Origin of the sequence: Francisella salina, assembly GCF_000219045.1 — a bacterium.
Lineage (GTDB): Bacteria > Pseudomonadota > Gammaproteobacteria > Francisellales > Francisellaceae > Francisella > Francisella salimarina.
Genome location: NC_015696.1, coordinates 1,594,443 through 1,613,628 on the forward strand (window position 1 = coordinate 1,594,443; position 19,186 = coordinate 1,613,628).

Consider the following 19,186-nt stretch of genomic DNA (forward strand, 5'->3'; position numbering starts at 1 on the left):
TTTCACCTCAAATATTTTCTATGCATATGCAATATTATAAGCATCAATAAAAGCCTCTACTGAAGCTTGGATTATATCTGGAGAAACAGCTTTACCAATACTTTTAATACCTTCTTTTTCCAAGCTCATTTCTACATAAACAACAGCATCAGCACCCTGACCACGTATTTTAACCTTATAGTCAGTCAGCTTATAGCTAATATCACTAGGACAGGCTTTACATAAAGCATTTAAAACAGCATCTACAGGTCCAACACCAGAACTTGATGCAAAATATAACTGGTCTGCAACCTTAACAGTAACTTCAGCCACAGATTTTTGATCAAGCTCCACATTTACCTTAAATGACTGTACATCTAAGATATCTTTACTGATAGCATCTGCCATCTCAGTAGCATCTTGTATAATATCTTGTATATCAGAGACATTAATTGACTTACCCTTTACTAAGAATCTCTCAATCAATTCTCTAACCTTAGCCAAGAAATTCTTATCATAATTTGCACCAAACAATTCGCCTAGAGTTTTTTTAACTTCCTCAAGAGTTGGAACTTGATCAAATATTACTTCATTTTGCTCTATGAATAACATCGTTTTATTATCAAAGAAATGGCTATTATAAAGCCTGTCAAAATCTATCTCTGTCGGATATATAATTGGTGGTTGAATAGCAGATTTTAGTACTACCGCAGGGTCTTTCAAACCTTCTCCAGATAACACGCATACTACCGTACTTCCCTTTTGAAGCTTACCTTCCTCATATTTTTTGAGTAAGTGAGCAATAGTTGACGCTGATGCTAATTCTACAAATAACCCTTCTTTAGTTGACAGCAAGTATTGTGCTTCCAACATCTTCATATCTGTTACAGCAGTAGATTCTCCACCCGTGCTATATATTGCATCTATAGCTTTATCACCATCGATAGGATATGGCACAGCTATTGCAGTCGCAATTGTATTTGCTGTTTTTAGTGGCTCAATCCTATTTTGATTTTTCTGATATGCTCTAGCTAATGTATCAGCCTCTGTTGATTGAACACCTGTAAGCTTAGGAACAGATTTAATAAATCCTAACTCTTTATATTCACTAAATCCTTTATAGTATGCTGTCATATTAGTACCGCAACCTATAGGAACTATAACCTCATCTGGAACTTGGAACAGTAACTGATCTATAAGCTCAAATGCTGCTGTCTTCTGACCCTCTACCCTAAACGCGTAATCCCCAGCAAGGAAAAAATCTTTAGATTTTGCGATATCATAAGCTAATTTTGCTGCTTCATTATAGCTACCTTTAACTTGAACTATTTTCCCACCATAAGACATTACTTGAGCTAACTTAGAAGCTGCAACTCCTTCTGGCACAATAATAAAACACGGCATCTTCGCAGCTGCCGCATAACAAGCACATGAAGCCGCCATATTACCTGTGGATGCTAGTACTATCCCCTTAGCACCAAGCTCTTTTGCAACTGTAATATCAACTGCTGATCCTCTATCTTTGAATGATCCTGTAGGGTTTTTACCTTCGACTTTAAAATACAGATTAATTCCCAGCTCTTTACCAATAATTTTACTCTTAAGCAGTGGAGTTGCCGACTCTCTTAAAGATACAAAACTTGATGGATCCTTTATCGGCATAAATGGTATATATTTGGATAGACACGGTGATGCTTGAGTAAAATAATCTTTATTAATTTTCTTACTAATTTCATCAATATTCATCTGGATTTCCCAGGGCTCATTTTCCCCTGCAAAGACAAAACTATCTGTAGAAACTTCTTCTTTGGTGTAAAAGTTTAATATTTTATACATTCTTTAGAATTACCTCATATTTTATAAAAGATTTTAGATCTACTTTATACTAAAGTATTTTAACTTAGAATTGAATATTCTATACAGGCTATTTTAATTAAGTAACAATTGATAATCTATATAACAAAAGTATTTCTAGTATTATTGATACCAAGTATCAAGTCTTTCTTTTAACTTATCTAAACCCATTTTACTTAATGAAGAAAATAACTGGTATGAAATTTTATCTGTACGGATAAAAGTTTTTAAAAAACTCTCTATCATTCTATTTGCTTGGGCTCTTTCTTTATTATTTAGCTTATCTGCCTTTGTCAAAAGAATGTGTAAGTTCAAGTCAAAAGATATTGCCATTTCAATCATCAAAGAGTCAAACTCTTTTAAATTATGACGAGAATCTACCAAAAGTACGATACCACCAAGACATTTACGTAAAGTCAAATAGCTCTCCATTTCACTTTGCCACAGTCTCTTTATAGCTTCAGAAACCTTTGCATAACCATAACCAGGTAAATCAACTAAACGCTTATTATCTCCCAAATCAAATAAGTTAATTAACTGAGTTCTACCAGGGGTCTTACTTACTCTAGCAAGACCTTTTTGGTCTGTAAGAGTATTAAGAGCACTAGACTTACCTGCGTTCGAGCGCCCAGCAAAAGCTACCTCTATACCATTATCTTCTGGAAGTTGAGAAACTTTTGCAGCACCCATTATGTATTTTGCTTTAGTGTAATTCATAATTTATACTCTAACTTTATTTTTTCAAAAAGTCCGTGACAGGCAGTATCTATCATGAGGAATACCTTTTCAAAATTACTTTGATAATATGGATCTGGCACATCAGTCAACTCAATTGTTGGAGCATACTGCAACATCCTTGATACCTTTGAAAAATCAGCATTTGGAAACATTTCTCTCATTGTATCAATATTTTCTTGATCCATCGCAACTATATAATCATATTCTGTAAAATCAGTTTCCTCTAATTGCTGAGAAATCTGATCTGAAAGATTACAATCATATTTCTTAGCCGTATCTATAGAGCGTAAATCAGCTCCATGGCCTTCATGTCCCCACATACGTGAACTAGTGCCACAAGATGCAACATGAATATGATTCTCTAAGGCATTTTGTTTGACAATATCTCTAAAAATACCATGAGCAGTTGGTGATCTACAAATGTTACCTTTACATACAAAAAGCACTTTTACTTTAGTCATTTTTATTTTGCTTCCTTCATATCTTCTGCAAGCTTACTATCTGGTTCTAACTTAAAACCTTGGAAAAACTTACTATCTGGTTTTAGCATAAATACAACTTCATTTTTACCATTAAAGCTTTCTTTATAAGAGTTCATACTCTTTAAGAATTCATAAAGTGGTACGGACTTAGAATAAGCCTCTGTAAATATCTTAGCTGCTTTAGCATCAGCTTCAGCTCTTATGATCTTAGACTCTCTCTCAGCCTCCGCCATTGTTACAGTAACTTTAGCATCTGCTGCTGCATTAATCTTTTCAGCCAACTGTTTACCTTCAGCTCTAATAGAAGCTGCAACTTTCTGACGTGAAGATCTCATTCTTTGGTAAATAGAGTCCGTAACAGTATCTGGTAAATCAATTTGCTTAACTCTTACATCTATAACATCAACACCGATTTGCTTAGCTTGCTTTTGGACACTATTTGTCAGAGCAATCATTAACTTATCACGATTATTATTGATTAGGCTTTGAATATCATTGTTACCAACTTCTGCTCTCAAAGAAGACTCTAAAAACTGTTTCAATAAAGTTTCTGCTCTTTCTACACTTCCACTTGTACTCGTATAGAATTTTGAGATATTACTATTACTAACTTTCCACACAACATAAGCATTAATTAGAACATCTTTCTGCTCTTTTGTAACAACACGAGCTGAGTCTGCTTCTAATACTCTATTACGCATATCATAAATTTTGACTGTATCAATAAATGGAATCTTAACATGCAAGCCAGGCTCATACTCAATTGCTTTACCATCTTTATCTTTAACTAGCTCTCCTAGTCTTAAAATAACTGCCTCTGATCCTTCTTTAACAATAAATTTAGTACTCAAAACCACCACAGAAGCAACCACTACAAGTACTAAGAATATTTTTAGAAACTTACTCATCTTAGTTACCTCCTTGAGTATTTGGTAATAATGCTTGCTTTTGAGCATTATCTAAACCATAGAAAATATTTTTTGCACCATCACCATCTATTAAGAATATCTTATTGTGCTGAAGTACATTTGAAATAGTATTAAAATACATTTGATTCATAACTATATCAGGAGATTTTTTGTATATTGGTAATAATTGTTCAAACTGGGCAACTTCACCTTGAGCTTCTAAAACAATTTTTTGTTTATAAGCGTTAGCCTGATCAACAATTCTTTGAGCTTTACCTTGTGCAACTGGCACTACTCTGTTAGCATAAGCTTCAGCTTCATTTTGCTCCCTTTCACGATCTTCACGAGCCTTGATTACATCATCAAATGCACTTTTAACAGCATCAGGTGCTTGAGCTGGTTGCATAATCACTTCACTAATATATATCCCTGTATTATAAGACTTTAGTAGTGCTTCCATCTCTTTACGGACTTGTTGCGTAATCACAGCCCTATTGGTAGTTAATATCTGCTCTAGTTTATTTTCACCAACAACCTGTCTAACAGCACTTTCTAAAGCTTGTTGCAATAGTCGTGTTGTGTTTACATTAGCAAATAAATATTTCTCTAAATCTGCAATACGATATTGAACTGTAAAAGAAATATGAACAATATTCTCTTCAGATGTAAGCATATCACGCTTTAACGACGTGGTTTTAAGCTCTTGAACATTCTCTTTGTACACCTTATCAATACCAATAGGATGCCAGTGTAAACCAGGTTCTACCATATTTGAGAATTTGCCTAATCTAAGAACAGCAGCTTGCTCAGCAGGTTGTACTACATAAAAACCAAAACCTATCCATGCAACTATCAATACTGCCACAACTATAGATGCAATCTTAGCTACAGGAGGTTTATCAAACATAGGTTTATTCTTGTTAGCATTTTTTGAATAAATACTCTCATTCTCATCATCATTCTTCTTTGACTTTTTGCCAAAGAATTTTTTGATTATTTCCTCTAAGTCTGGTGGTCCTTGCTCCGAGTTTTTGCTCCAGAACCATTTTTCTTTAAGCTTTTTTATCATAAATAGTTATTCCTATAATTCCTAATCCAAAATAGTATTGAATAATTTTTATCCTACCTATTATATATAAATTTTCCTATATTTTTTGCACTATCTACAAATAAATATCAAATGCACAGTAAAGCTGTATTGAATAACTATCAATATAACTCTAAAATCTATAATAGAGATACATTTCTTAGGAATATGAAAATGAAAAGAATTGCAATAAATGGTACTGGCATAGCAGGTACAACTTTAGCATGGTGGTTGAGAGAGTATGGGTTCCAACCTACTCTTTTTGAAAAAGCTTCGGAATTTAGAACTGGTGGTTACCTAGTCGATTTTTGGGGTCCTGCCTGTGAAGTAGTGAGAAAGATGGGATTATTTGAGCAACTTAAAGAGAAATCTTATCAAATTAAGAATATTCACTGTTTTGATCAAAATGGTAGAAGATCTTCAAAAGTTAATATCTCTTCTCTTATCACTGATAACTATGATGACTTTCTAAGTGTCAAACGCGGAGATATTGCAGAAACTATTTATAAAGCCTGCGAAGGTATAGATATTAGGTTTGGTACATCTATCGAGAAAATAGAAGAAAAAGATAAAACTATAACTACTCATCTTAGCGATGGAACTAAAGAGGACTTTGATTTGGTTATAGGAACTGATGGCTTACACTCTCATATACGTAACATCGCTTTTGACAAGTCAGAATATCAAGAATATGAGTTGGATAAATATGTAGCAGCTCTTTCTCTCAAAAAATACGATCATTATGAGAAATATACTTATGCTCTGAGCGTAGGTGAGAAGCAACAAGTAGCAAGAGTATGTCTAGACCAAGATGAAACTTTGATTATGTTTACATTAGATGCTGAACTTGTGAAACAATTCCCAGTAACTTTAGAGCAAAAAAAAGAACTACTACAAAAATCTTTTCATGACTTTGGCTGGGAGACTCCAGATATACTTAACAAGTTAAATGATGTGGAGGAAATCTATTTTGATAAAGTCAGTCAAATACGCATGGATACTTGGCACAAAGGAAGAGTTGCTCTTGTTGGAGACTCTGCTGCTTGCCCATCTATATTAATGGGGCTTGGAAGTATATTTGCAATCGTTGAAGCTTATGTATTAGCTGGTGAACTTCATAAAGCAAATGGTGACTATAATATTGCTTTTGATCAATGGCAAAATAGATTAAAAGATATTATAGCTAGAAAACAAAAAGTTGGGCTTACCAACCTATCTGTAGCAGCATCTGATGAAATAGTTAAAAAATACTTATCGACTATTACAGTTAAAATATCATCTACTCCAGTTATCTCTAAATTCATAGGTGCTGGAATATTTAAAGATCCAATTGAGGTTCCTGAGTACAAATAAGATCAAAACTTATTTAACGAAGAACTCTTCTAAATCTAAATCAAACTCTCTTTTAAACCTTTCAAAATCATCTTCTGAAATTTTTATTTTAAGCAAATAGTTACCTTCTTCAGAAACACCTTCAGCATCAACAGCTCCAAGCTCATACATCATAGCTCTAACCTTTGAATATTTAGGTGGTAATTCTAAAGTTTCACTAACCCATGTTTTATTAAAAAATGTAGCCAACGCATGATAAAACTCTTCAATACCATCTCCAGTCTGAGCAGACAGGTACACTCTACCAACCACACTTGAATCTGAATCATCCATTGGAACAAATCCAGCATAAGCATTCTCAATTTTATCGATTTTATTATAAACACAGATCATCTCTTTATCTGCGATACCTATTTCCTTTAGAACTTTTTCTACTTGCTCGATATAACTTTTATAATCCTCATCTGCATAATCTATCACATGAACTAGAAGGTCTGACTCTATAGCTTCTTCTAAAGTTGCATGGAATGCTTCTACTAAATCATGAGGTAAGTTCTTAATGAATCCTACTGTATCAGAGAAGATAACTTCACCTAGTTTTGGTACAATTACTTTACGTAAAGTAGGATCAAGTGTAGCAAATAGTTGGTCTTTAGCTAAAACATCTGCATTTGTTATTTTGTTAAAAAGTGTTGATTTACCAGCATTGGTATAACCAACAAATGATATTGTTGGAATATTATTTTTCTTTCGTGAGGATCTACTTAAATCACGATGATGTTTTACTTTTTCCAACTTTTGAGTAATTTGTTTAATTCTTTGTCTAATTAGACGTCTATCAATCTCAAGCTGGGTTTCTCCTGGCCCACCACGTACACCAATACCACCTTTTTGTCTCTCTAAGTGAGTCCAACCTTTGACTAAGCGTGTTGACTGATAATTTAGTTGAGCTAACTCAACTTGAAGCTTACCCTCATGAGTTTTTGCTCGAAGTGAGAATATTTCAAGAATAAGCCTCGTTCTATCCATAATCTTACACTCAAGAAACTTCTCAATATTTCTCTCTTGGGATGGGCTTAATGGATGATTAAATACAACAAGATCAGCTTCTAACTCATCACGTTTATTTTTGATCATTTCCATTTTACCCATACCACAAAAATACTTGATATCAGGTTCAGGATGATTGAAATCTAAACTCTCCAACACAACTTTATCAGCTGCTAAAACCAAACCTTCCAGTTCAGCTAAGTCAGCATTTAGTTCGCGGCGATATTTAAAATTTATATTTACAAGTAAGCATTTACTACCTGCTTCATAAGACTCGAAAAATTCCATTAATTTATGTTACTCCAGAATGGAATTAAAGAAAAAAGAATATAAAGTTTGATTACTCAGCAACATTGCCTTGATTTTCTTGAGCTTCAAGATCATCAGAATGAATATCATCTACATTCTCATCTTGTTCATCATTTGAATTTTGATGATATGGGTTAAAAGAGCTATAAACCATTCTTACACTCTTAGCCGGTACTATAGTAGAAATAGCATGCTTATAAACCATTTGATTAACAGTATTTCTAAGTACGATACAGAACTGATCAAAAGCTTCTACTTGACCTTGTAGTTTAATTCCATTTACTAGATATACAGATACGCTAACTTTTTCTTTTCTTAGGGCGTTTAAGAACGGGTCTTGTAAAGATGATATTCTTGACATTGTTTCACTTCCTTTTAATTATTTTGTTATAGTTATTATTTTATCAAGTTTAACAATTAAACTTCGCGATATATTCTAACAATATTTAAAGTTATCAGCAAATCTTATTTATGATCAAAATATTCCCAGACTTGTTGTTCTTTATTTTGACTCTCCATCTCAATTAATTTAATCTCATCCTGCCAATTACGAATCCATGTAAGTTGACGCTTAGCAAGTTGGCGAGTGGCTACGATTCCCTTTTTAACGAACTCTTCATAACTAATGTCTCCATCTAAATATTCCCATGCCTGACGATATCCAACACTTCGAATAGCAGTAGTTTCTTTAGTAAGCTTAGGATTTTTGCGTAAACTTTGAACTTCATCTAGAAACCCTTGATTAAGCATCTGTTTAAATCTTAATTCAATATTATCATGTAGAATTGATCTATCATTAGGTACCAGGGCACATAACTTTAATTTCTCTTCTAATCCACCGACTTTAGATGTTTTAACAAGTTCAGAATATTTTTTACCAGTTATCATAATTACCTCTAAAGCACGAAATACTCTTTGCTGATCATTAGGATTAATTTTCTGAGCAGATTCTTGATCCATTTTATTTAACTGTTGATGTAAATATTGTAAACCTTTTGCTTTTCTTTCTAACTCAAGAGTCTGCCTCACTTCAGGCTGTGACTCAGGCAAAGATGATAAACCTTCTATCAAACCTTTGAAATAAAGCATCGTTCCACCTACAAGTAAGACCTCTTTCCCTCTACTCCAAATCTCTTTTTTAATCTTATTAACATTCGTTATAAAGTCAGCAACTGAAAAGCTTTCTGTTGGCTCAATTATATCTATTAAATGATGTTTAACACCTCCTTGCTCATCCAAAGTTGGCTTAGCTGTACCAATATTCATACCTTTATAGACGAGTGATGAATCAACACTAATTATTTCAGCATTAATCTTATTTGCAATAGATATTGATAAAGAGGTTTTACCAGATGCTGTTGGTCCAGCAAGACCATAGATTAGCTTATTCATTTAGATATTTTTGTAATTAACTTTAACAGGAACTTCTTGCTTAACTACTTGTAAATAGAAGTTTAACTCTTCTTCTTTGACTGTATTTAATACTTGCCTAGGTAATTTAGTATCTTTATTACCTAAAGGTTCAACTTTAATAACTTTATATATGTATATATCACCATTATCCGCTTGATAACTATGATACTGATTATTAGTATTAAACATCACATAATCATTAAACTCTTTACTAAATGACTTCGAGTTACTATCAATAGTTGCTTGCTTGAAGCTAACACTTACTTTTTTATCATTAACCAAGTCATCAAGTAGCTTTTGAGACTTTTCTAAAGATAATCTTTGAGATTTCTCTGCAATTACGGCTTTAGACACTTCACTCTTAACGTCTGCTAATTTTTGTTGGATTGATGGCTGAGAGTTATTTACCTCATATACTAAAAGCTCATTATCAGCAACCGGAATACTTGAGTACTTCTCTGTACTTACAAAGAATTGACTATTGGTTACCGTAGATATTGTAGATTCATCATTATTCACAATATTCGCCACCTTAGGGTTACCTAAATTCTTTTCAAGCTCAGTGAAACTAATACTATCAATATTCTGCGAGTAAGTATTAAATTTCTCCAAGGCTCTTCTATTTTGAATTATTTTCGCAATAGTAGTTTTAGCATCTTTGTTATAGCCTTTAAAAAATTCCTTATGAGTATCATAATATGATTTTATATCGCTTTCACTAATATCACTCTTAGATATAAAGCTATCTTTTGTGATTATAAAATAGTTAATTTTCTTTTTAGCTGGATTTATATACTCATTTTTATGAGCATTATAGTAAGCTTCCAAATCTTGTTGAGTAGGCTTAATTTGGGATTTGAAATCTGATGGAGATATCTTCAAATACTCTATTTTTTTATTAACTAGATAAATATTATCTAAAAGCTTCTTCTCATAATCAGTTGTTATTGTTGTATCCGCTATAGCCTTTGGAATCATTGTTGCCTGAATATTTTGAGTTAAGATTTGCTCTAATTTACTCATACCTCCAATATACTCTACAACTTGCTTCAACTTATCGGCTGAGAATTTACCCTCTTTGTTAAAAAACATGGGATTTGTAAATATCGCAGATTGTAATGCTAACTTAGATACAGCAATATTATGGCGCTGCGCATCTGCAAGTACTAAGTATTGATTTATCATCTGATCTAAAACTGCTCTCTTCTGTGCCTCAGTTGTAGCATTTTGAGCATACTGCTGAAACTGTTGCAAACCTATCTCATTATCACCTACTTTAGCCACATAAGATCTACTTGAGCCAATATTCGTGAAAAAAAATGTCATACCAGATATGACAAATATAAAACTTATAGAAATAATTATAATCCATGTAAATGGACCTTTGAGCCTATCATTGAAAGACTGTAACATTTTATCAACCTTAAATAATTACTGCTTTATTAAACTATAGATATTATAGATAAAAAAAAAGCATACTGTTAAGTATGCTTTTCAAAAAATCACTATTTTTGTAATTTTTCTTTATTTCACAGCGTCTTTAAGACCTTTACCTGCTTTGAAGCTTGGAACTTTAGAAGCTGCTATCTTGATTGTTTCACCAGTTTTAGGATTTCTACCTTCTCTAGCACTTCTTTCTTTTACTTGAAAAGTTCCAAAGCCTACTAGAGTAACGCTATCACCATTCTTTAAAGCTTTAGTTACAGCAGCAATAGTTGCATCCAGAGTATTACTAGCAACTTCTTTAGTAACATCTGCTTCTTTAGCTATAGCACTTACTAATTCACTCTTATTCATGTCTTAAACTCCTTTATTTATACATAGTCGACAAGTGTCATTTAATTTTATAACACTAAAAATGTAGTGTTTCAATACTTTATCATCAAAAAACTCTCTCTAACACCTCTTTTATACTATTTACAGGCGTTATTTCAAGTTTTTCAAGTATTTCTTTATCAACATCTGCTAAGTTTTTAACATTCTGTTTAGGAATCAAAACCTCTTTAATTCCACCTCTTAGCGCAGCTAAAAGTTTCTCTTTTAACCCTCCAATTGCTAAAACATCTCCACGCAAAGTTACTTCACCAGTCATAGCAATATCATTTCTAACTGGTTTATTTGTATATACAGAAACTAGAGCTGTAGTCATAGCGATACCAGCACTTGGACCATCCTTTGGAGTAGCTCCTTCAGGAACGTGTATATGTACATCTTTTTTCTCATAAAAGTCATCTGCTAGCTCATAGCCTTTTGAAATCGAGCGTACAACACTAAAGGCCGCATCAATCGATTCTTTCATGACATCGCCAAGGCTACCTGTGTACTTAACCTTACCTTTACCAGGCATCGCTAGAGCTTCTATAGTTAGTAGCTCACCACCTACAGAAGTCCATGCTAAACCTGTGACTTGACCTATTTTAGGCTTGGCATTTTTGATACCATAATCAAACTGATGAACGCCAAGATAGTCTTCAAGATTTTTTTGTGTGATAGATACCTTACCATGCTCAGGATCTTTAAGAAGATTTTTAACAGCCTTACGACATACGCCGTCTATCTTTTGTTGTAAATTTCTTACCCCTGCTTCTCTCGTATAATATCTCACCACATCCAAAATAGCCTTAGGAGTAAAATTAATTTCACTCTTAGTTAGCCCATTGTTTTCCAATGATTTTGGTACTAGATATTGCTTAGCAATTGCTTGCTTCTCAATCTCTGTATACCCTGATAAGTGTATAATTTCTAGCCTATCACGTAATGCAGGATCTATATCAAGTGAATTTGCTGTAGCAACAAACATCACCTTAGATAGATCATAATCTATCTCAAGATAATGATCGTTAAATGTACTATTTTGCTCTGGATCAAGCACCTCTAAAAGAGCTGCAGATGGATCTCCCCTAAAATCAGAAGAAATTTTATCTATTTCATCAAGTAAGAAAAGTGGGTTCTCCGTCTTAGACTTAATTATCTTTTGGATAATTTGCCCAGGCATAGATCCTATATATGTACGACGGTGTCCTCTAATCTCAGACTCATCTCTTACACCACCAAGAGCCATACGCACATATTCACGCCCTGTTGCTCTAGCAATGGATTGACCAATTGATGTCTTACCAACACCCGGAGGACCGACTAGACATAGAATAGGAGCTTTTGTATTACTGTCTCGTTTAATTTGAACAGCTAAATGCTCCAATATTCTTTCTTTAACTTTCTTAATACCGTAATGATCTTTCTCTAAAACTTTTTCAGCAAGATTAATATCTTTTTTAACTTTTGCTTTCTTACCCCAAGGTAATGAAAGTATAGTCTCAATATAATTCCTTGATACAGCAGATTCAGAAGATGAAGGAGGCATCGCTTTAAGCTTTTTAAGTTCTTTTAAGCATTTTTCTTTTGCCTCTTTGGACATTTTAGTAGTTTCAATTCTCTTCTTAAGAGCTGTTACTTCTGACTCTTCATCAGCCTCACCAAGCTCTTTATAAATAGCCTTGACTTGCTCATTCAAATAGTACTCACGTTGATTCTTATCTACTTGAGATTTGACTCTATCTTTAATTTTAGCCTCTAGCTCAAGAATTTCTAACTCTTCATATAGGCAAGATAAAAGTAATAACGCTTTATTTTTGATATCTGTAGCTTCTAAAATTTTTTGCTTTTTAGTAATCTCTGTATTTAGAATAGTTGAAATCTCATATATAAACTTATGAGGCTCTTCTGTATTTATAAGCGTAGCTAAAGATTCTTTAGACACTTTTCCACTAATATCAACAAACTTTTTGAGAGAATCACTAATCGACAATAAGATTGCTTTTAGCTCTTTATCAACTTGACTAGGATCATAACTATCATCAATATGAAGACTATCTAAGTTAGCAAATATACACCCATCAACACTATCATATTTAGCAACTAATCTTTTAGCTACACCTTCTACTATGATCTTTAAGCTACCATCAGGAAGCTTCATAATTTGAACAATTTTAGCTAACGTACCAATATCGTATATATTATCAACAACATCACCAGAACTTGAACCGTTCTTTTGAGTTGCTAATAAGATATAGTTATTATAACTGTTAGATGCCTGCTTGACTGCTTCAATTGACTTTTTACGACCCACATTTAAAGGTAAAGTCATTGATGGGTATATAACCACATCTCTTAAGGGAATAACAGGAACGACATTTAGGACTTCTGACATAAACTTACATTCTCCTGTAAATTTTTTAGATTATCTCTTTTAATTGTTTTTGCTGCTGTGATTTCATTACAAGAGTTGGCTCTTCTTGCTCTAATATTACTTTATCGTTGATAATAACTTTCTCAACATCTTCAGATGAAGGGACATGAAACATCACATCAAGAAGTATATTTTCAAGAATAGTTCTCAATCCTCTCGCACCTGTTTTTTTAGCTATTGCTTTTTTAGCTATTTCAACAAGAGCTTCATCACTAAACTCAATCATTACATCATCAAATTCAAACAGCTTAACATATTGTTTAATTAAAGCATTTTTTGGTTCCATAAGAATTTTGACCAAATCCTCTTCTTTTAACTCATTTAGCACAGTAACAATTGGCAAACGTCCAATAAGTTCAGGAATAAGTCCAAATCTAGTCAAATCTTCACTTTCGACTTTCTGCATCAATTTTTCAGTATCTAAGCTATTTTTTTGTTGTACCACATCCGCATTGAAACCAATACTAACTTTATCCATTCTATGCTTAACAACTTTCTCAATACCAGCAAACGCTCCCCCACATATAAATAATATATCTGAAGTGTCAACTTGTATCATCTCTTGATTAGGATGCTTTCGACCACCTTTAGGAGGTACGGATGATACAGTACCCTCTATAAGCTTCAAAAGTGCTTGCTGAACACCTTCTCCAGATACATCACGTGTTATAGAAGCACTTTCTGACTTACGTGCAATCTTATCTATTTCATCGATATAGATAATACCTTTTTGAGCTTTAGCAATATCAAAATCAGCATTTTGTAGCAATCGAACAATGATATTCTCAACATCATCTCCAACATAGCCAGCCTCTGTAAGAGTTGTTGCATCTGCTATGGCAAAAGGAACATTTAGAAGCTTTGCTAATGTTTGGGCAAATAATGTTTTACCAGAGCCAGTAGGTCCTAATAATAGAACATTACTTTTTTTAAGCTCAATATCATCATCTTTTGCAGTTTCGGAAGTGATTCTTTTGTAATGATTGTATACAGCCACAGATAATACTTTTTTAGCATTGTTTTGACCAATAATATAATCATCAAGATATTTTTTGATTTCGATTGGCTTTGGCAACTTCTCAAACGATACATCCTCTAGAGAAGCTCCTTCTGTGCTATGAATTTTATCTGCACATTTAGCAATACATTCATTACAGATATTACCATCACGACCTGCGATGATATGTTTAACTTCTTGTTGTGACTTACCACAAAAAGAACAGTATAGAATTTTAGCCATATTATTGAATTAGAATTCCTTTAATTATTTAATAATTGCTTCACGAGACTCTATTACATGATCGATTAGACCATACTCTTTAGCTTCTTCTGCCATCATGAAATTATCTCTATCAGTATCTCTAACAATAGTCTCTAAATCTTGACTTGTATGATACGCTAAAACTTTATTTAACCTATCTTTGATACGTAGAATATTTTTTGCATGAATTTCTATATCTGAAGCTTGTCCTCTAAAGCCACCTAGTGGTTGATGAATCATAATCTGTGAGCTAGGCAAACTATATCTTTTACCTTTAGCTCCACCAGCTAACAATAGCGATCCCATACTAGCAGCCAGACCAATACATATAGTATTAACGTCCGGCTTGATAAATTGCATAGTATCATATACACCCATACCAGCTGTAACCATACCACCTGGGGAATTGATATAAAAATATATATCTTTGTCAGGATCTTCTGACTCCAAAAACAACAACTGAGCGATTACAAGGTTCGCTGATTGATCATTTACCTCACCATTTAAAAAAACTATACGCTCTTTTAGTAACCTTGAATAAATATCAAAAGCTCTCTCACCACCAGCTGTTTTCTCAACGACAGTAGGAACTAAGTTATTAGTTATCATTTACATCCTCTCTTAATAAGCTAGCTTAGAAACCACCTTGCTGAGCTTGCATGTTTTCTTTAATAACTTCAAAGAAATCTTCTTGCTTTTCAGTTACTTGAGCTTGAGATAGTACCCAATCAGTCAGCTTGTTTTCTATAACTAAAGCTTTTAAGTTAGAGATTTCTTTTTCGTTCTTTTTGATTTGCTCTTTAGTTTTTTCTGGCTCTTCATAAGCTTGAACTAATTCATCTAATAAGCTCTCAACTTCAGCATCTTCTGCCTTGAACTCTTGAGATTTCATTACACTATCAAGAACTAAACTAGTATCAACTTTTTGCTTAGCGTTAGCTTCAAATAAGTTATCAGGCAATTGGTTAACATCAAAGTTTTGGCCACCACCCATTTGTTGAACTAAATTTTGCTTAGCAGCTTCTATTTCTCTTTTAATTAAAGCTTTTGGAGTTTCAAATTCAGCGATTTCTCTTAATCCTTTGAATACTTGATCTTTGATCTTTCTTTGTAGGATGAACTTAAGTTCACGTTGCATATTTTCTTTGATTTCGTCTTCAAAAGTATCTACCCCACCTTTCACACCAAACTTCTTAACGAACTCTTCGTCAACTTCTGGTAACTGAGCTTCTTGAATCTTCTTAACAGTGATATCAAAAGTAGCTTCTTGACCAGCTAAGTCTTTGTTTTGGTACTCTTCTGGGAAAGTAACTGTGATCGTTTTTTGCTCATCTTTATTCATACCGATGATACCATCTTCAAAACCTGGGATCATTTGACCAGAACCGATTACTAATTCTTGATCATTTGCAGAACCACCTTCGAAAACTTCACCATCTTTCTTACCTACGAAATCGATAACAACTTTGTCATCTTTTTGCACAGCTCTCTCTACTTCTGAGAATGTAGCCATTTGCTTTCTAAGGTTTTCGATCATTTGCTTAACTTCTTTGTCAGTTAGCTCAACAACTGGCTTTTGAATTTCGATTTTCTCAAAACCTGAAACTTCAAATTCTGGGAATAGCTCAAGGTTAGCTACAAACTTAAGAGGCTCGCCTTTTTTGTTTTCTTGAAGGTCTACCTCGATACCAGCTACTGCCAACTTCTCATCTTGTATAGCCTTAGTATACTTCTGAGGAATGATATCAGAGATCACTTCCATACGGATTTGCTCGCCATACTTTTTCTCAACCATACCAGCAGGTACTTTGCCAGGTCTGAAACCATCCATCTTGATAGTTTTTGCAGTTTTGTTAATCTCTTTAGTAACTACGCTATCAATCTCATTCGCTGGTACTTCTATCAATAGTGAACAATGGATACCTTCTTTCTTCTCTACAGTAACTTGCATTATTAAGTTTTCCTTTTATTTATTTAACAATTTTCTAGTAGCAAATTTTAACTATCATCTATTAGATTGTCTATATGTTTATTATTAAATATATGACAAGCCAAAGCATTTGCTGTAAAATCTAGCTATTTCTACAAATCTTAAGCGACTTATGGTAACTGTAATTATAAGTATTTGTTTATTAATATCACCTTTTATAATAGCTTTCTTACACTCTAGCATTATATACGGTAAACATCACGCAAATATCTACGCTAACTACTTTATTATTTTCAATATAAGCCTATATGCTTCTATCAACAGTTTTACATATTTAGTAGATGGGGATAGTATCAGTAAATTTCAAGGATGGATTTTTACTCCTGCTGTTTTTCAGATTGGAATCTTTGAGTTAGCCATCTTTTTATTCTCAATTTTGGCACTATTTAAAACTAGAGAATTCAAAGCAGCTTGTTTGATATTTTTTGCTATCTATACATTATTAGATGCTCTTACTCTATTTAATGGTCAGATTTATAGTCAATATGTCGAAGCTGTGTTCTTTATTAATATTACAACTGCTTTAATAGCTTATATTTTGTATAAAATATTAAATAGAAAAATCAAATTTCGTTAAAAACAATACTTCTAAAGAAGAATCTCAATTTTGCTTATTAGCTTTATTCAGAATACGACATTTAGGAGATTTTTAATCACATATATTTTATATAATATGATTAATGATAAGATTTCTCTATAAGAAAGAAGAATTACAATGAACAAGATTGAGTTTGACAATATCTAGATTTGATAGATTCGATAGCCTCGGCATACATAGCATCCATCTCAGCTCTTGAGCCTACACCACCACCGATTTCATACAGCTTACCATCGCCAATACCATATATAGAAGCATGAATAGTGAAGTTAAGTCCTTTTGCCCAAGCATCTTTCACAACCGTAGTTTTACATAGGTTAAGAGCTTGGTGGAGTGCATTTAGCTCACACATCATATCTACTTTTTTCTTCATATATTCGTCTTCATTATTCTTGTAACAAGCTAATGACTCTTCAATAAACTTTTTATTTTGCTCTTTGACTTCATGGATAGATGTCAACCAATTATCAATCAAGCCATAGCTCTTATCTTTAACAACAGTTTCAACACCACCACAAGCATAGTGACCACATACTATGATTTTCTTGACCTTTAAAACTTCGATAGCAAACTGTAATACTGATAAACAATTTAAATCGGTAAGCGAAACAACATTTGCAACATTACGATGTACAAAAACCTCACCTGGTATCAAGCCACAAACTTGGTTAGCAGGTACACGACTATCTGAACAACCTATCCAAAGATACTCTGGTGATTGACCTTTTGATAGTGTTTCAAAGAACTCAGGATTAGTTTTTTTGATTTGTTCAGCCCAAGCTCTGTTACCTTTTATTAATTCAGAAATATTACTCATCGTTTAGTCCCCTTGTTTATAAGTGAATTTTTTTTCATGTATCAATATACTATATTAGTACTATAAAATAAACAAATTTTTATAATTACTATGACAATGTTACTTCGCCATGTAAAGAAGTTTCAAAAGCTATCTTGGTCTCTTTTAGAGAAATACTTGGTTGACCTAATAAATAAAAAAGCTTAGCAAATGCTGCTTCATCAGTCATATCACGACCTGAGATCACACCAACATCAATCAGTCCTCTTGCGACTTTGTATGTAGCCATTTTGACACTACCATACAAGCACTGCGTACAGTTCACTATCACAATTCCCTTATCACTAGCCTTTTTGAGAGTCGTATAAATTTCTGGATCATTCATCATATTACCAGAACCATAAGTCTTGAGAATTAATCCCTGTAATGGTTGCTCAACAATAGCTGATAGCATATCACTATTCATACCAGGATAAATCTGTAATATCGCAATCTTAGGGATTGTAAACGTATCTAAACTTGGTATATTAAGTGACTTTTGTCTTTGCCACAATCTTTTCTGCTTGACTACGATATCTATGCCAACTTTTGCTAGAGTTGGATAATTCGGAGATCCAAAAGCATCAAAATCTGTCGCTGATATTTTCGTAGTTCTATTACCACGCATTAGCTTTTGATTAAAATATACACAAACTTCTTTGATATTATCATTACATGCAAAAATCAAACTATTAAGGATATTTGATATAGCATCTGACCTGATTTTGGAGATTGGTATTTGTGAGCCTGTAACAATAACTGGCTTATCAATTTCACCTAACATAAAAGATAATACCGATGCCGTATAAGCAAGTGTATCTGTACCATGCAAAATCACAAAACCATCATAATTAGCATAATTATCCAATATATCTTGTGCTAGCGAAACCCATCTTTTAGGGTCAATATTTGATGAATCAATAAGATCACTATACTCTTTGATCTCGAACTCTGGCATATCATAATGATAAAAATCTCTAATTCCAGCTATGGTTTTTGTCAGATAGCCTGCTTCAACATCATAGCCCTGTTCAGTACTAATCATCCCGATAGTACCACCAGTATATAAAACTAGAATTTTTTTATTAGAATAATTATCCATAC

Annotated in this window: 18 protein-coding genes; 2 read left to right on the forward strand and 16 right to left on the reverse strand. The window is 33.2% G+C overall.

Annotated features, from left to right (window positions below):
* Nucleotides 1–18: 18 nt before the first annotated feature.
* From thrC to hflK, 5 genes are all read right to left on the reverse strand, one after another.
* The gene (thrC, locus tag F7308_RS10460; RefSeq protein ID WP_013923331.1) at nt 19–1,815 is read right to left on the reverse strand and encodes a threonine synthase; all 1,797 of its coding nucleotides are present in this window, start codon (nt 1,813–1,815) and stop codon (nt 19–21) included.
* Between the two features lie 141 nt (nt 1,816–1,956).
* The gene (gene yihA / locus F7308_RS07860) at nt 1,957–2,550 is read right to left on the reverse strand and encodes a ribosome biogenesis GTP-binding protein YihA/YsxC (protein WP_041263789.1); all 594 of its coding nucleotides are present in this window, start codon (nt 2,548–2,550) and stop codon (nt 1,957–1,959) included.
* Complete coding sequence (locus tag F7308_RS07865; protein WP_013923333.1) at nt 2,547–3,032, reverse strand: low molecular weight protein-tyrosine-phosphatase; 486 nt, start codon at nt 3,030–3,032, stop codon at nt 2,547–2,549. Before F7308_RS07865 ends, yihA begins: the two co-directional genes overlap by 4 nt.
* 2 nt (nt 3,033–3,034) lie before the next feature.
* Entirely contained in the window at nt 3,035–3,961 is a 927-nt protein-coding gene (gene hflC, locus F7308_RS07870; RefSeq protein WP_013923334.1) for a protease modulator HflC, read from the reverse strand.
* Between the two features lies 1 nt (nt 3,962).
* Nucleotides 3,963–5,030, reverse strand: coding sequence for an FtsH protease activity modulator HflK (gene hflK, locus F7308_RS07875; protein ID WP_013923335.1), 1,068 nt, complete (start codon nt 5,028–5,030; stop codon nt 3,963–3,965).
* Between the two features lie 192 nt (nt 5,031–5,222).
* Here hflK and F7308_RS07880 point away from each other — a divergent pair, with 192 nt between their 5' ends.
* Nucleotides 5,223–6,401 carry an FAD-binding domain gene (locus F7308_RS07880; RefSeq protein ID WP_013923336.1) on the forward strand — a complete coding sequence of 393 codons (1,179 nt, stop codon included), beginning with the start codon at nt 5,223–5,225 and terminating at the stop codon, nt 6,399–6,401.
* A gap of 9 nt (nt 6,402–6,410) precedes the next feature.
* Here F7308_RS07880 and hflX read toward each other — a convergent pair whose 3' ends face one another.
* The 9 genes from hflX to tig form a co-directional block, all read right to left on the reverse strand.
* Nucleotides 6,411–7,718, reverse strand: coding sequence for a GTPase HflX (hflX, locus tag F7308_RS07885; protein WP_013923337.1), 1,308 nt, complete (start codon nt 7,716–7,718; stop codon nt 6,411–6,413).
* A gap of 52 nt (nt 7,719–7,770) precedes the next feature.
* Complete coding sequence (hfq, locus tag F7308_RS07890) at nt 7,771–8,100, reverse strand: RNA chaperone Hfq (RefSeq protein ID WP_013923338.1); 330 nt, start codon at nt 8,098–8,100, stop codon at nt 7,771–7,773.
* Between the two features lie 104 nt (nt 8,101–8,204).
* Nucleotides 8,205–9,131 (reverse strand): tRNA (adenosine(37)-N6)-dimethylallyltransferase MiaA, encoded by a 927-nt coding sequence (gene miaA, locus F7308_RS07895; RefSeq protein ID WP_013923339.1) that lies wholly within the window; start codon nt 9,129–9,131, stop codon nt 8,205–8,207.
* Nucleotides 9,132–10,565: a SurA N-terminal domain-containing protein gene (locus F7308_RS07900; RefSeq protein ID WP_013923340.1), complete on the reverse strand. Its 1,434-nt coding sequence runs from the start codon at nt 10,563–10,565 to the stop codon at nt 9,132–9,134.
* A 111-nt stretch (nt 10,566–10,676) separates the two neighbouring features.
* Nucleotides 10,677–10,949 carry an HU family DNA-binding protein gene (locus F7308_RS07905; protein ID WP_004287553.1) on the reverse strand — a complete coding sequence of 91 codons (273 nt, stop codon included), beginning with the start codon at nt 10,947–10,949 and terminating at the stop codon, nt 10,677–10,679.
* Between the two features lie 85 nt (nt 10,950–11,034).
* Nucleotides 11,035–13,359, reverse strand: coding sequence for an endopeptidase La (gene lon / locus F7308_RS07910; protein ID WP_013923341.1), 2,325 nt, complete (start codon nt 13,357–13,359; stop codon nt 11,035–11,037).
* Nucleotides 13,360–13,384: 25 nt separating this feature from the next.
* Nucleotides 13,385–14,638, reverse strand: a complete 1,254-nt coding sequence (gene clpX, locus F7308_RS07915) for an ATP-dependent Clp protease ATP-binding subunit ClpX (protein WP_013923342.1) — start codon at nt 14,636–14,638, stop codon at nt 13,385–13,387.
* A gap of 24 nt (nt 14,639–14,662) precedes the next feature.
* Nucleotides 14,663–15,268, reverse strand: a complete 606-nt coding sequence (clpP, locus tag F7308_RS07920; protein ID WP_013923343.1) for an ATP-dependent Clp endopeptidase proteolytic subunit ClpP — start codon at nt 15,266–15,268, stop codon at nt 14,663–14,665.
* A gap of 25 nt (nt 15,269–15,293) precedes the next feature.
* Nucleotides 15,294–16,610, reverse strand: a complete 1,317-nt coding sequence (gene tig, locus F7308_RS07925; protein WP_013923344.1) for a trigger factor — start codon at nt 16,608–16,610, stop codon at nt 15,294–15,296.
* Nucleotides 16,611–16,761: 151 nt separating this feature from the next.
* Between tig and F7308_RS07930 the strand changes: the two genes are divergently transcribed.
* Complete coding sequence (locus F7308_RS07930) at nt 16,762–17,226, forward strand: DUF6790 family protein (protein ID WP_013923345.1); 465 nt, start codon at nt 16,762–16,764, stop codon at nt 17,224–17,226.
* A 133-nt stretch (nt 17,227–17,359) separates the two neighbouring features.
* On the opposite strand, the gene F7308_RS07935 is transcribed toward F7308_RS07930, so the two are convergent.
* Both F7308_RS07935 and ansA read right to left on the reverse strand, forming a co-directional pair.
* Nucleotides 17,360–18,064, reverse strand: a complete 705-nt coding sequence (locus F7308_RS07935) for a carbonic anhydrase (RefSeq protein WP_013923346.1) — start codon at nt 18,062–18,064, stop codon at nt 17,360–17,362.
* An 88-nt stretch (nt 18,065–18,152) separates the two neighbouring features.
* Complete coding sequence (gene ansA, locus F7308_RS07940) at nt 18,153–19,184, reverse strand: asparaginase (protein ID WP_013923347.1); 1,032 nt, start codon at nt 19,182–19,184, stop codon at nt 18,153–18,155.
* Nucleotides 19,185–19,186: the final 2 nt, after the last annotated feature.

What these genes read in the sequence shown, in the direction of transcription:
- thrC (WP_013923331.1), bottom strand. Translation starts at nt 1,815, where the DNA reads ATGTATAAAATATTAAACTTTTACACCAAAGAAGAAGTTTCTACAGAT.
- yihA (WP_041263789.1), bottom strand. Translation starts at nt 2,550, where the DNA reads ATGAATTACACTAAAGCAAAATACATAATGGGTGCTGCAAAAGTTTCT.
- F7308_RS07865 (WP_013923333.1), bottom strand. Translation starts at nt 3,032, where the DNA reads ATGACTAAAGTAAAAGTGCTTTTTGTATGTAAAGGTAACATTTGTAGA.
- hflC (WP_013923334.1), bottom strand. Translation starts at nt 3,961, where the DNA reads ATGAGTAAGTTTCTAAAAATATTCTTAGTACTTGTAGTGGTTGCTTCT.
- hflK (WP_013923335.1), bottom strand. Translation starts at nt 5,030, where the DNA reads ATGATAAAAAAGCTTAAAGAAAAATGGTTCTGGAGCAAAAACTCGGAG.
- F7308_RS07880 (WP_013923336.1), top strand. Translation starts at nt 5,223, where the DNA reads ATGAAAAGAATTGCAATAAATGGTACTGGCATAGCAGGTACAACTTTA.
- hflX (WP_013923337.1), bottom strand. Translation starts at nt 7,718, where the DNA reads ATGGAATTTTTCGAGTCTTATGAAGCAGGTAGTAAATGCTTACTTGTA.
- hfq (WP_013923338.1), bottom strand. Translation starts at nt 8,100, where the DNA reads ATGTCAAGAATATCATCTTTACAAGACCCGTTCTTAAACGCCCTAAGA.
- miaA (WP_013923339.1), bottom strand. Translation starts at nt 9,131, where the DNA reads ATGAATAAGCTAATCTATGGTCTTGCTGGACCAACAGCATCTGGTAAA.
- F7308_RS07900 (WP_013923340.1), bottom strand. Translation starts at nt 10,565, where the DNA reads ATGTTACAGTCTTTCAATGATAGGCTCAAAGGTCCATTTACATGGATT.
- F7308_RS07905 (WP_004287553.1), bottom strand. Translation starts at nt 10,949, where the DNA reads ATGAATAAGAGTGAATTAGTAAGTGCTATAGCTAAAGAAGCAGATGTT.
- lon (WP_013923341.1), bottom strand. Translation starts at nt 13,359, where the DNA reads ATGTCAGAAGTCCTAAATGTCGTTCCTGTTATTCCCTTAAGAGATGTG.
- clpX (WP_013923342.1), bottom strand. Translation starts at nt 14,638, where the DNA reads ATGGCTAAAATTCTATACTGTTCTTTTTGTGGTAAGTCACAACAAGAA.
- clpP (WP_013923343.1), bottom strand. Translation starts at nt 15,268, where the DNA reads ATGATAACTAATAACTTAGTTCCTACTGTCGTTGAGAAAACAGCTGGT.
- tig (WP_013923344.1), bottom strand. Translation starts at nt 16,610, where the DNA reads ATGCAAGTTACTGTAGAGAAGAAAGAAGGTATCCATTGTTCACTATTG.
- F7308_RS07930 (WP_013923345.1), top strand. Translation starts at nt 16,762, where the DNA reads ATGGTAACTGTAATTATAAGTATTTGTTTATTAATATCACCTTTTATA.
- F7308_RS07935 (WP_013923346.1), bottom strand. Translation starts at nt 18,064, where the DNA reads ATGAGTAATATTTCTGAATTAATAAAAGGTAACAGAGCTTGGGCTGAA.
- ansA (WP_013923347.1), bottom strand. Translation starts at nt 19,184, where the DNA reads ATGGATAATTATTCTAATAAAAAAATTCTAGTTTTATATACTGGTGGT.